This is a genomic window from Nonomuraea sp. SBT364 (assembly GCF_001083785.1).
GTDB lineage: Bacteria > Actinomycetota > Actinomycetes > Streptosporangiales > Streptosporangiaceae > Nonomuraea.
Genome location: NZ_LAVL01000228.1, coordinates 1 through 12044, shown reverse-complemented (window position 1 = coordinate 12044; position 12044 = coordinate 1). Strand labels below are relative to the sequence as shown.

The 12044-nt window shown below is 75.3% G+C and carries 15 protein-coding genes; 6 read left to right on the top strand and 9 right to left on the bottom strand.

Going from position 1 to position 12044, the window contains the following annotated elements; genetic code table 11:
• Together ADY59_RS43935 and ADY59_RS43930 are read left to right on the top strand one after the other, a co-directional pair.
• Positions 1-1456 (top strand): phosphodiester glycosidase family protein (locus ADY59_RS43935; protein ID WP_049576242.1); only part of this gene is annotated, 1456 nt, incomplete at its 5' end.
• A 413-nt stretch (positions 1457-1869) separates the two neighbouring features.
• The gene (locus ADY59_RS43930; protein WP_049576238.1) at positions 1870-2679 is read left to right on the top strand and encodes a universal stress protein; all 810 of its coding nucleotides are present in this window, start codon (positions 1870-1872) and stop codon (positions 2677-2679) included.
• On the opposite strand, the gene ADY59_RS43925 is transcribed toward ADY59_RS43930, so the two are convergent.
• A complete protein-coding gene (locus ADY59_RS43925) occupies positions 2676-2963 on the bottom strand; it encodes a DUF4342 domain-containing protein (RefSeq protein ID WP_049576234.1) in 288 nt (95 codons plus the stop codon). The two genes, ADY59_RS43930 and ADY59_RS43925, sit on opposite strands and share 4 nt — an antisense overlap.
• 71 nt (positions 2964-3034) lie before the next feature.
• On the bottom strand, positions 3035-3589 hold the full coding sequence (locus tag ADY59_RS43920; RefSeq protein WP_049576230.1) for a TetR/AcrR family transcriptional regulator: 555 nt from the start codon (positions 3587-3589) through the stop codon (positions 3035-3037).
• 72 nt (positions 3590-3661) lie between these two features.
• Here ADY59_RS43920 and ADY59_RS43915 point away from each other — a divergent pair, with 72 nt between their 5' ends.
• Positions 3662-4135 (top strand): nuclear transport factor 2 family protein, encoded by a 474-nt coding sequence (locus ADY59_RS43915; RefSeq protein ID WP_049576227.1) that lies wholly within the window; start codon positions 3662-3664, stop codon positions 4133-4135.
• Here the strand turns inward: ADY59_RS43915 and ADY59_RS43910 are convergent.
• The 5 genes from ADY59_RS43910 to ADY59_RS43890 are packed head-to-tail and all read right to left on the bottom strand — an operon-like array spanning position 4123 to position 8338.
• Entirely contained in the window at positions 4123-5154 is a 1032-nt protein-coding gene (locus ADY59_RS43910) for an ABC transporter ATP-binding protein (protein WP_049576248.1), read from the bottom strand. The two genes, ADY59_RS43915 and ADY59_RS43910, sit on opposite strands and share 13 nt — an antisense overlap.
• The gene (modB, locus tag ADY59_RS43905) at positions 5151-5969 is read right to left on the bottom strand and encodes a molybdate ABC transporter permease subunit (protein WP_049576225.1); all 819 of its coding nucleotides are present in this window, start codon (positions 5967-5969) and stop codon (positions 5151-5153) included. The genes ADY59_RS43910 and modB overlap by 4 nt, the downstream gene beginning before the upstream one ends.
• Positions 5966-6691, bottom strand: a complete 726-nt coding sequence (gene modA / locus ADY59_RS43900; protein WP_053175744.1) for a molybdate ABC transporter substrate-binding protein — start codon at positions 6689-6691, stop codon at positions 5966-5968. Before modA ends, modB begins: the two co-directional genes overlap by 4 nt.
• Before the next feature lie 12 nt (positions 6692-6703).
• Positions 6704-7111: a TOBE domain-containing protein gene (locus ADY59_RS43895; RefSeq protein ID WP_049576222.1), complete on the bottom strand. Its 408-nt coding sequence runs from the start codon at positions 7109-7111 to the stop codon at positions 6704-6706.
• Positions 7112-7144: 33 nt separating this feature from the next.
• Entirely contained in the window at positions 7145-8338 is a 1194-nt protein-coding gene (locus tag ADY59_RS43890; RefSeq protein ID WP_049576220.1) for an FAD-dependent oxidoreductase, read from the bottom strand.
• An 88-nt stretch (positions 8339-8426) separates the two neighbouring features.
• Here ADY59_RS43890 and ADY59_RS53610 point away from each other — a divergent pair, with 88 nt between their 5' ends.
• The gene (locus tag ADY59_RS53610) at positions 8427-9017 is read left to right on the top strand and encodes a TetR/AcrR family transcriptional regulator (protein ID WP_049576217.1); all 591 of its coding nucleotides are present in this window, start codon (positions 8427-8429) and stop codon (positions 9015-9017) included.
• Here the strand turns inward: ADY59_RS53610 and ADY59_RS43880 are convergent.
• The gene (locus tag ADY59_RS43880; RefSeq protein ID WP_049576214.1) at positions 9010-9735 is read right to left on the bottom strand and encodes an ABC transporter permease subunit; all 726 of its coding nucleotides are present in this window, start codon (positions 9733-9735) and stop codon (positions 9010-9012) included. The genes ADY59_RS53610 and ADY59_RS43880 overlap by 8 nt on opposite strands.
• Positions 9732-10394: an ABC transporter ATP-binding protein gene (locus ADY59_RS43875; protein ID WP_231619182.1), complete on the bottom strand. Its 663-nt coding sequence runs from the start codon at positions 10392-10394 to the stop codon at positions 9732-9734. The genes ADY59_RS43880 and ADY59_RS43875 overlap by 4 nt, the downstream gene beginning before the upstream one ends.
• A 136-nt stretch (positions 10395-10530) precedes the next feature.
• On the opposite strand from ADY59_RS43875, the gene ADY59_RS47865 reads away from it, so the two are divergent.
• Positions 10531-11637, top strand: coding sequence for a sensor histidine kinase (locus ADY59_RS47865; RefSeq protein WP_053175739.1), 1107 nt, complete (start codon positions 10531-10533; stop codon positions 11635-11637).
• Positions 11634-12044, top strand: a 411-nt coding sequence (locus ADY59_RS43865) for a response regulator (RefSeq protein WP_049576209.1), incomplete at its 3' end; no start/stop codon positions are given. The genes ADY59_RS47865 and ADY59_RS43865, both read left to right, overlap by 4 nt.

Below are 12044 nucleotides of genomic sequence, written 5' to 3'. Positions count from 1 at the left end.
CGCCCCGCCCGCCACCCAGCCCGCCCTGCCGCCGGGTGTCACGCTGACCTCGCTCTCCCTCGGCGCGCAGGACGCCGACGACTTCTGGACGGTGCACGTCTACCTCCCGGCGACCCCCGACGGCCCGCTCGGCACGGCCGGGACCGCGCTCGGGCGCAAGGAGATCGCCGACCGCGTCGCCGCCGCACTGCGCGACAAGGGCTTCGAGCCCCGCGTCGAACAGGTCAGCGCGCCGGCCTTCGCCGACCGCCCGGCCGGCGTCCTCGGCTGGACGGTCCGGCTCGGCCGCCACGCCACCAGCGACGCGGCGTCCGCCGCGCTGGCCGAGGTCAGGGCGGCGGGCTTCGCCGGCGGCACCCGCTACACCGCCCAGGACGGCACCGACCCCGGCGCGCCCCAGCGGGTCCACGTCCTGCGCGTCGACTTCAGCCGGTTCCACGGCACCGTGGACACCGGCTTCGGGCCGGCGCTGAACGGCATGGAGCCCCTGACCGACCTCATCGCCGCCTCCGGAGCCGCCGCCGGCGTCAACGCCCAGTGGTTCTACAACCGCGCCCCCGGCGGCCTGTACGTCAAGAACGGCAAGCTCATCGGGTCGGCCACCCAGGGCCGTGGCGGCATCAGGATCACGCATGGCGGCCGCCGCGTCGACGTCGACGCCTACACCGCGCGCGTGACGCTCCACGCGGGCGGCGAGACCGTGGAGCTCGACGGCGTCAACCGCCTGCCCGGCGAGATCTGGAACTGCGGCGGCCTCGGCGGCGACCAGCCCACCCAGAAGGCCCAGCATGACCTGAAGTGCACCGACTCCAGCGAGCTCGTGCGCTTCACCCCGGAATTCGGCGTCCCGCCGACCGGCGAAGGCGCCGAGGCGGTGCTCGACGCCCACGGCACCGTGCTCGCGCTCAACTCCACGCGGGGCGCGGCCGTCCCGCCCGGCGGCTCGACCATCCAGGCGATCGGCGACAGCACCGCCTGGCTGTTCACCCACGCCCGCCCCGGACGCGAACTGCGCGTCTCCGAGCGCGTCGAGGACAGCCGGGGCCGCCGCGTCCCCCTCACCCCGGACACGACCATCCTCCAGGTCGGCCCCACCCTCGTCCGCGACGGCCGGATCTCGGTCAACGCCGAGGCCGACGGCCTGATCCGCGAAGGCGCCGACCAGACGTTCACCTACAACTGGACCCTGCGCGCCAACCCGCGTTCCATGATCGGCATGGACGGCCGGGGCCGGCTCATGCTCGTCGTCGTCGACGGGCGCCAGGCCGGCTACAGCGAGGGCCTCGGCATCGCCGGGACCGCCGAACTGATGAAGCGGCTCGGCGCGGTGGAAGCGCTCAACCTCGACGGCGGCGGCTCCAGCGTCCTGGCCACCGCCGGGACGGGCATCGTCAACCGCCCCTCCGACGCCGCCGGGCAGCGCTCGCTCGGCAACGTCATCCTCGTCAAGCCCTAGCCGCCACTCCCTCCGCCCGCGTCCCCCGGCCTCGTGGCTCACCCGCGCGTCCAGCGCGGGCGCCACGACGTCCGGCCTGCTCAAGCTGCTGTACGGCCGGATCCTGACGCCGCTCGGGCGGTCCCCGGACCAGGGCGCGCTGCCGCAGTTGTACGCGGCGGACGTGCGGAGCGGGGCGTTCCCGGGGCCGGACGGCATCGCCGAGCTGCCGCGGCGCCCCGAAGCGCGGGCCGGCGGCCCCGGCCGCCTCCGACGCCGAGGCCGGCCGCCGCCTGTGGGAGGTGTCGGAACGGCTGACCGGCACGCGGTTCCCGCTCCCGGCCGCCGGGCGACAGGGCCTCTGACCTGGGCGCGGCGCGGCTCCTTTGCGGCCGGTCCCGTTAGCGGGCCGCCGCCCTGGAAAGGGGGAGGACGTGATCGTAGTGGGGGTTGACGGGTCCAGAGCGGGGCTGGAAGCGGCGGAGTGGGCGGCCGGCGAGGCGTTGCTGCGCGGCGTGCCGCTGCTCCTCGCCCATGCCATGACGCGCTGGGCCGTCGAGACCGGCGAGGGCCGGCTGGCCGAGGTGGCGGCGTGGATGCGCGAGGGCGGCCGGTCGGTGCTGCAGGCCGCGCGGGAGCGGGCCGGCCGTGACCTGCCGGAGGCCGCCGTCCGGACGACGCTGCTGGCCGGCGACCCGCGCGAGGCGCTCATCTCCGCCGGGCGCGACGCCGAACTGCTCGTCCTCGGCAGCCACGGCATCGGCGGCGTGCGCGGCATGCTCGTCGGCTCGGTCGCCCACGGCGTCGCCGGCCGCGCGCCCTGCGACGTCGTGCTCGTCCGCGAGCTGCCGTCGTCGCCGCGCCAGGAGATCGTGGCCGGCGTCGACGACTCCGAGGCCTCGGCCCGGGTGCTGGACTTCGCCTTCGCCGAGGCGCGGCTGCGCGGCTGCCGGCTGCGCGTCGTGCACGCCTGGAACCGGCCGGGACCGTTCGACGACGGTGAGCGGCCGGTGCTGCGGGAGGTGCTCGCCGGGCCGCGCGAGCGCCACCCCGGCGTGCCCGTGATCGAGGAGGCCGTCCGGGCGCACCCGGTGGAGGCGCTGCGGCAGGCCGCGACCGGAGCCGAGCTGCTCGTGGCGGGCTCGCGCGGACGCGGCACGCTGGCCGGGATGGTGCTCGGCTCGGTGAGCCAGGCGCTGCTCCAGCACGCGCCCTGCCCCCTCGTCGTGGTCCGGGCGCCCTAGCCGATGTGCTCGTGCGGCGGCGGCGCTGGCGTCTGCGGGCCGTCGTCGGCGCGCTCGATCGCGATGTTCCACTCGGCGGCCATGGCGGCCAGCGCGCCGACGGCCGTGATCACCGGGGCGATGATCAGCGCGCCGACGCCGACCGTGACGGGGACCTCCAGCACGGTGTTGCCGTGGGAGTCCTTGACGATGATCCGGCGCACGTTGCCCTCGTGGATCACCTGCTTGATCTTGTCGGTCAGCTCGTGCCCGCGGACCCTGGTCTCTTCTCTGGTGACGGTCATACCGGAGACCTCCCCAGGTACGGGCACCGCGGCGTGAAGGATTGCGCCGGATCCGGCAGGCGCAGGTAGATCTAGCCGGGCGGCCGGGCGATGGCGTGCACCGCCGGGCGCAGCACGCGCACGATGTCGGCGACGTCGGCGTCCCGTACGCCGTCGAGGCCGAGCAGGTCGCGGCCGATGATGGTGCCCAGGGTGAGCGCGCCGATGAGGCCCGCGCGCAGCAGCGCGTCGTCGGCCGGGAGGGCCGCCGCGACCTGGCGTTGCTGCCCGCTGATCGCCGCGCGCATCTCCTGGCCGGCGTCGGGGTGGGTGAGCATCGAGCGCAGCATCGCCAGCGTGCCGGACAGGTCGCCGCGCAGCTTCCCGTCGAGCGCGGCCAGCAGCAGCTCGGCGACCTCCTCCGGGCTGCCGCTCACCGGCCCGTCGGACGGCACCTCGGCGACGCGGGCGAACAGCTCGTCCTTCGACCCGAAGTAGCGCATGACCAGGCCCGGGTCGGCGCCCGCCGCGGCGGCCACGGCCCGGATGGTGGTGCGGTCGTAGCCGTTGTCGGCGAACAGCCGCCGCGCGGCCGCCAGGATGCGGTCCTCGGTCTGCCGGCGCTGCTCGGCCCGGGTGAGTGCCATGCCGTTCAGTCTACAGCCGTTGACCGATGTGCTACGGTTCGGTCAACGCTCGTAGACCGAAAGGGGTACGCCATGGAAGACACGGGCCCGCGCGCCCTCCTCGACCGCGCGCAGCAGCTGTTCCTGCGCAAGGACCTGGACGGCTTCGCCGACCTGTTCGCCGCCGACGGCACGCACGAGCTGCCGTTCGCACCGCCCGGGGTGCCGAGACTGCTGCGCGGCAGGGAGGAGATCAGGCGCTACCTGACCTCGATCACCGCCACGCCGATGGAGCTGACCGGCTTCCACGACCTGGCCGTGCACGAGACGCGCGACCCGGAGGTCGTCATCGCCGAGTACGAAGGCCGAGGCCGGGTGGTGAGCACCGGCAGGCCGTACCGCATGACGTACATCCAGCTCCTGAGGGCCAGGGGCGGCGAGATCGTCACCTGGCGCGACTACTGGAGCCCGCTGGCCGGGTTCCGGGCGCTCGGGCTGCGCGCGCTGCTGCCCACGGTGGCCAGGACCGCGCGGGCCCGCTGGCGGCGGGCGCGTCAGGCCGGGTAGGCGTGCGTCTCGGCGGCCTTGACGCCCGCCCACACCGGCCGGCCCGGGCTCAGGTCCAGGTCGGCGACGGCGGCCGGGGTGACGTCGGCGAACGCGGCGATCGGCCCGTCGAGGTGGACGCGGACGTTGTCGCCGTGCCGTTCGATGCCGTCGACCGTCGCCTGCCACAGGTTGCGCGGGCTGCCGTCGGGCCGGGACCGGTAGAGGGCGAGCGCCGCCGGTGAGAACGCCACGAACGCCGGCCCGTCCAGCCGCTCGGCCGCCGTCAGCAGCAGCTCGCCGACCTTGACCCGGTGCCCCTCCGCCCGGCCCTGGTAGAGGTTGAGCCCCACCAGCCGGGCCACGTACGCGGTGCGCGGACGGCGGGCGACGTCGGCGGGGGAGCCCTCCTGGACGATCGCGCCGTCCTCGATCACCACCAGCCGGTCGGCCAGCACCATCGCGTCCAGCGGGTCGTGCGTGACCAGGACCGTCGCCCCGCCGAACCCGGCCAGGTGGCGGCGCAACTGGGAGCGGACCTCCAGCCGCGTGTGCGCGTCCAGCGCGGCCAGCGGCTCGTCCAGCAGCAGCAGCCTCGGGCGCACGGCCAGTGCGCGGGCCAGCGCGACCCGCTGGGCCTGCCCGCCCGACAGCGCGCCGGGCCGGGCGGCGGCGTGCGCGGCCAGGCCGACCCGCTCCAGCAGCTCGGCCGCCACCCGACGCGCCGCCGCCTTGGACGCGCCCCGGCAGCGCGGCCCGAACGCCACGTTGTCCAGCGCCGACAGGTGCGGGAAGAGCAGGTAGTCCTGAAACACCATGCCGATCGGCCGCTGCTCGGCCGCCAGGTGGTGCAGGGGCCGGCCGTCGAGCGTGATGTGCCCGCCGGACAGGCCCGTCAGCCCGGCGAGGGCGCGCAGCGCGGTCGTCTTGCCCGCGCCGTTGGGGCCCAGCAGCGCGACGACCTCCCCGGCCGCGGCCTCCAGCGTGATGTCCAGAGCGAACGCGGGCCGGTCGACGACCAGACGGGCGCGCAGTGTCACGGGCTCACCCACCGGTCACGCAGGCTCGCCAGGATGATCACCGAGACGGCCAGGAGGACCAGGCTGAGCACGATCGCCGCCTCCGGCTCGGTCTCCAGTGCCAGATAGACGGCCAGCGGCATCGTCTGCGTCCGGCCCGGGAAGTTGCCGGCGAAGGTGATCGTCGCCCCGAACTCGCCCAGCGCCCGCGCCCAGCACAGCACCGCCCCCGCCACGATCCCCGGCATGACCAGCGGCAGCGTGACCCGCCGGAACACCGTCCAGCGGGACGCCCCCAGCGTCGCGGCCGCCTCCTCGAACCGCTGGTCGGCCCCGCGCAACGCGCCCTCCACGCTGATCACCAGGAAGGGCATCGCGACGAACGCCTCGGCGATCACCACGCCCGCCGTGGTGAAGGGCAGCGTCACCCCGAACGCCGACTCCAGCCACTGCCCGGCCACCCCGCGCCGCCCCAGGACCAGCAGCAGCGCGACGCCGCCGACCACCGGCGGCAGCACCAGCGGGACCGTCACCAGGGCACGCACCAGCCGCCTGCCGGGGAACGACACCCGCGCCAGCAGCCAGGCCAGCGGCACGCCGAGCAGCAGGCACACCGCCGTCGCGACCGTCGCCGTCACCAGCGACAGCCGCAGCGCCTCCAGCACCTGCGGCTCGGCCAGCCGCTCCGGAAGCGTCGCCCACGGCGCCCGCACCAGCAGCCCGGCCAGCGGCAGCACGAGAAAGGCCAGCCCGAGCACCGCCGGCACCACCAGCACCCACGGCGGCCGCCCCACCGCCGGCCGCGCCGTCCCGCGGGGCGGGCTCGACGGCGTCATGGGACCTCGAACCCCGCTCCGGTCAGCACGTCCCGCCCTCGCGCCGAGCGCACCAGGCCGACGAACTCCCCGGCCAGGCCCGAGGTCAGCGCCACGATCGGGTAGTCGTTGACCGCCCGCGCCGCCTCCGGGAAGCCGATGCCGGTCACCCTGCCCGCCGCGGCGATCACGTCCGTCCGGTAGACCAGGGCCGCGTCGACCTCGCCGAGTTCGACCTTGGTGAGCGTCGCCTTGACGTCCCGCTCCAGGGTGACGGGGGTGACCTTCACCCCGGCGGCCTCCAGCGCCCTGGCAGCCGCCGCGCCGCACGGCACCTGCTCGGCGCAGAGCGCGACCTTCACCCCGGGGCCGGCCAGATCCGCCGGCCCGTCCACCCCGGCCGGGTTGGCGACCGGGACCGCGATCTCCAGCCGGTTGCGCGCGAACGTCACCGGCGCCGCCCCGGTGGAGCCGGTGACGGCCTTCATCGTGGCCGGGCTCGCCGAGGCGAACACGTCGGCGGGCGCCCCCTGCGTGATCTGCTGCGCCAGCGTGGCGCTGGACCCGAAGTTGAAACGCACCCTCGTCCCCGGATGGCCGGCCTCGAACACCTTGCCCAGCTCGGTGAACGTGCCCGTCAGCGACGCGGCGGCGAACACCGTCAGCTCCCGGCCGCCCGCCTCACCCGGCGCGCAGCCGGCCAGCACGACGGCGACGACCAGGAGCGACAGACGCCTGAACACCGATGGGCCTCCTCACGGGCTCGGCACGCGCGCGTGGCCGGGGATCTCCACGACCACGTTGGTGGACTTGATCACCGCGACCGCCACCACGCCCGGCTCCAGCTCCAGCTCGTCGGCCGCCTGACGGCTCATCAGCGACACCACCCGGTACGGGCCCGCCGCGATCTCCACCTGGGCCATCACCGCGTCGCGGATCACCTCGGTGACGATGCCGCGCAACCGGTTGCGGGCCGAGGAGCGGCCGCCGTCGCCGGCCTCGATCCGCTCCCGCGCGAACGCGGCCAGCTCGGCGCCCCCCACCAGCCGGTGCCCGTGCTCGTCCCGCTCCGCGGCCAACCGGCCCGCGTCGACCCACCGGCGCACCGTGTCGGCACTCACCCCGAGCAGCGCCGCGGCCTCGCTGATCCGAAATGTCGTCACGGTCAGCCATTGTATATGCGACCCGAATCCGCGCTACGGCCGGGCAACCGCGAGCTCGCCCGACAGGTCGTAGTCGTAGAGCCAGCCGGTCGCCCGCTCGTAGAAGCGGTCGAAGAAGAACGGCATGAACACCTCCCGCAGCCGCGCCGCCACCCGGCCGGCGGTCTTGGCGTCACGGTTGGCCGAGGCGCTCCTGGCCAGCTTGCCCGCCCGGCCGCGCCGTACCTCGTCGAAGACGGCCAGGGCCGCGGGGACGTCGCGGCCGGAGCCGAGCGCGCGGGCCAGCAGGACCGCGTCCTCCAGCGCCATCGACGCCCCCTGCCCGGCCCCGACCGGGTGCGCGGCGTCGCCGACCAGCACGGTGCGGCCGTCCTGGCGGCGGGCCAGGGGGGCCAGCACGTGCAGCGGCGTCGCGCTGTCCACCCGCGCCCCGGCGCCACCGCCGCCCAGGACGGCGGTCACGGCCGGCTCGGGGAACAGCGTGGCCGCGCCGGCGACGTCCACCCGGGCCAGATCGGCGGGCGGCTCGGCCGAGGCGATCTGCGCCGACCACCACACCTGCCCGCCGGGTGCGGGCAGGTGGATGAAGGCGCCGTTCCTGGCGAACACCATGTTGAAACTCGCCTCACCCTCCTCCCGGGCCCCGCCGCCCGCGCCCCCGGCTCCGGTCCCGGTCCCGGTCCCGTAGAGGTTCGTGTACGCGGGCGTGCGCGGGATGGTGCCGGAGACCGAGTACAGGCCGGCGTAGACCGGGCGCGCCGGATCCAGGGCGGCGCGGGTGGCCGACCAGATGCCGTCGGCGCCCACCACCAGGTCGGCGCCCGCCGTCGCCGGGTCGTCCGCCCCCGTCAGCCGGTGGCCCGTCACGATGCGCGCGCCCGCCCGCACGGCCCGCCCGCGCAGGGCCGTGACCAGGTCGGCGCGCATGAGCGTGACGCTGAGCAGCGGGTCGTCCGGGCGGCGGCCCCGGGCCACGTCGCCGAGCCGCTTGCCCCGTCCCGACCACATGCGCTGCCGCGCGACCGCGAATCCCGCCCGCCGCACCGCCGCCAGGCAGCCCAGTGCGTCCAGTGCCCGCAGCCCGTTCACCGGCAGGCTCACGAACGACCCGACGGTCCCCGCCGGATCCTCGTACGCCTCGTGCACGCTCACCTCGGCGCCGATCCGCGCCAGCGCCACCGCGCACGCCGCCCCGGCGACCCCGCCTCCCGCAACTACCACCCGCATACCGAATCTCCATTCACTGAATCTATATTCGGTGAAACGGCGTTCAGTATGCTGTCCCCGGAGAAGAGTCGTCAAGCGGAGGATCCGGATGGGCGTGCGCAAGGCCAGAGCGGCCGAGACCGAGGCGGCGTTGAAGGAGGCGGCCAGGAAACTGTTCGCCGAACGCGGCTACCTCAACACCAAGATCACCGACATCACGGCAGCCGCCGGCCGCGCCACCGGCTCCTTCTACGACCACTTCGCGAGCAAGGACGAGCTCCTGCGCGCCCTGCTCGCCGACATGCACGCCCAGGCGCACGACCTCGCCGGGGCCGAGCACCCCCCGCACGACCTCACCGACCGCGACCAGCTGCGCCACCACCTGGCCGTCGGCTGGCAGCTGATGAACGAGCACCGGCCCGTGACGCTGGCGCTGTTCGAGTCGGCGATGGCCACCGGCCCGGCCAGCGGCGAGGTGTGGCGGATGCTGCGCGAGGACACCGACATGCTCCGCGACCACCTGGAGTACCTGCGCCGGCGCGACCACCCGCTGCCGGGCGACCCGGCGCTGGTGGCCGCGGCGATGGGCGCCATGCTCGCCATGCTCGCCTACGCCCGGCCCGGCCACCACGACGACGAGATCCTCGACACCCTCACCGACCTCCTCCTGCACGGCCTCAGCGGCCCCGCCGTCAGGTGACGTCGCGCCGGAGCGTGAGAAGCCGGGCGGCCAGCGCGGTCACCGCCACGTATCCGGCGAACAGCAGCCCGCCGCCCCACGCGGGCAGCAGCGCCCCGCCCTCGGCCCGCATGCCGCCCAGCGCCCGCGCCGCCCCGGTCGGCAGCCATCGGAAGACCTCCGGCGCCAGCCAGGCCAGCAGCCCGTCGCCGTACATGAACAGCAGCGCCGCCAGGACCACCGCCACGACCCGGCTGCCCACCAGGACAGCCAGCGCCACGCCCAGCGGCGCGTACAGGGTCGTGCTCAGCACCGCGCCCGCCAGCACCGCCGGCACGCCGGAGGTCAGCGCGGGATGGCCGTTCGCCGGCAGCAGCACCAGGCCCGCGACCAGCGTCGCCGCCGCCGACAGCACCGCGATCACCAGCCCGGCCAGGCCGTAGGCGATCAGCTTGGCCGCGAGCACCGGGCCCCGGCGCGGCGTGACCAGGAAGCTCCAGGTGATCGTCCGGTGCCGGAACTCGCCCGCCATGCCGAGAATGCCGAGGATCATGGTGAACACGTACGCCTGCTGGGCCATGTTGTAGACGTTCGCCACCCGGTCCGCGTCCGACGCGGCGGGCACGATCACCTGCAGCACCACCCACGACGCGCAGAACACCGGCGCCACGGCCCCGAGCGCGATCGTCGCCCGGCTCGCCCGCGCCTTGATCAGCTCGGCGCGTACCAGGCGGTTCATCCGGCCACCTCCAGATAGAGGTCCTCCAGGCCGGACCCGGCGGTCGGCGGCCCGCTCCACCGCAGCCGTCCCGCCGAGACGATCACCACGTGGTCGGCGATCCGCTCCACCTCGGACAGCACGTGCGTGGAGATCAGCACCGTGTTGCCGTCGTGCGCGTAGGCGCGCAGGAACCCGCGCAGCCAGCGCATGCCGACAGGGTCGAGGCCGTTGGCGGGCTCGTCCAGGACCAGCGCCGAAGGCTCGCCCAGCAGCGCCGTGGCCAGCGCCAGCCGCTGGCGCATGCCCAGCGAGAACCCGCCCGTCCTGCGATGCGCGGCGCCGGCGAGGCCGACCTGGTCGAGCACCTCGCCGACCCGCGCGGCGGCGAGCCCGGCCGCCGTGCGGACCGCCTCCAGGTGGGTCGCGGCGGTCAGCCCCGGGTGGAACCCCGACGACTCCAGGACCGCACCCACGTGTTCGAGGGGGCGGCCGAGCTCGCGGTAGGGCGCGCCGCCGATCGTCGCCTCGCCCGCCGTCGGCGTGACCAGGCCGAGAAGCACGCGCAGCGTGGTGGTCTTCCCGGCCCCGTTGGGGCCGAGGAAGGCGGTGACGGCGCCCGCCGGCGCCTCGAAGGACAGGTCGTCGACGGCGACGACCTTCCCGAACGTCTTGCTCACGTGATCGACGCTGATGGATGTCATACCTCGGTACGGTGCGCCGCCCGGCGCCCCTTCCGCATGGGAGCACGGGTGGATTCCTCAACTCCAACCGTGGGTTGATGTCGTCCCCGGCCTGCCCGGCTACCTTGAATGCGTGGCATTCCTCCGGCGTCCCGCGGTCCGCGCCACGCTGATCGCGCTCCTGGTCGTCTACCTGGCGTGGGGGTCCGCCGAGGTCGTCAGGGCCCGGCCGACCCTCCTCGACGCCCTGCTCGCGCTGCCCGTCGGGGCCGCGGCGCTCGGCGGCGCGCTGTGGCTGCTGGCCTCCCGCGAGGTGTCGGCCCGCAACGCCTGGCTGCTCCTGCTCACCCTGTCCAGTGCGCTGGCCATGCACGCCGTCGAGCCCTACACGGGCACGGCCTTCTACTTCTTCGCCATCCTCGTCGCCCCGCACCGCGTCCGGCCACGCCTCGGCGCCGCCCTGGTCCTGATCCCCATCCTCGGGACACCGCTGGTCTCCCACCTGACCGGCCTCGACATGGGCACCGCCGTCGGCATGGCGACGGGCATGGTCTACACCGCGCTCTTCTCGTTCCTGACCTGGCACCTGTCGGCCAGCAAGCGGCAGGCCGCCGAGGTCGCCGAGGCGCGGGCGAGCGAGGCGGTCCTGTCGGAGCGGGCGCGGCTGGCCCGCGAGGTCCACGACATCCTCGCCCACTCCCAGTCCGCCCAGATCGTCCATCTCGAGAGCGCCCGCGTCCTGCTCAAGTCCGGCGCCGACCCGGCCGCCGCCCTCGACCGGGTCGAACGTGCCATCCACCTGGCCCGCGCCGGCCTGGAGGAGACCCGCCGCGCCCTCGACACCCTGCGCGGCAAGGACCTTCACCTGCCCGAGCGGCTCGAACGCCTGGCGGCCGAGTTCCGCGCCACCACGGGCGCCTCCTGCACCCTGACCCTCGACCCCGGGCCCGGCCCCCTCACCGCCGAGGCCAAGCTCGCCGTGGCCCGCACCGCCCAGGAGGCCCTCACCAACGTGCGCAAACACGCCCCGGGCGCCGCCGTGACCCTCTCGCTGCGCCACCGCGACCGCTGGTGCGAGCTCCGCGTCCGCGACACCGGCGCCGGCGGCCCCGGCGTCCCGTCTCCGGCGGGTGGCTACGGGCTGATCGGGATGCGCGAGCGGGCGGAGCTCATCGGCGGCTCGCTGGAGGCGGGCACCGACGGGGAAGGGTTCGCGGTGCTCCTGCGGGTGCCGGCATGACCGTGCGGGTGCTCGTCGCCGACGACCAGACGGTCGTGCGCGAGGGCCTGGTGCTGCTCCTGGGCCTGCTGCCGGACACCGAGGTGGTCGGGGCCGCCGCCGACGGCGAGGAGGCGATCCGGATGGTCGCCGCCCTGTCGCCCGACGTCGTCCTGATGGACCTGCGCATGCCGCGCCTCGACGGCGTCGCCGCCACCAGGGCGATCCGCGCCGCGCACCCCCGCACCGAGGTCGTGGTCCTGTCCACCTATTCCGACGACGAGACGGTGTTCGCCGCCCTGCGCGCCGGCGCCCGCGGCTACCTCACCAAGGACACCGACGCCGAATCCCTCGCCAAGGCCATCGCCCTCGTCGCCGGCGCGCAGGGCGGCGAACACCGTCTCGTCGTCGGAATAGGTGGACAGGAC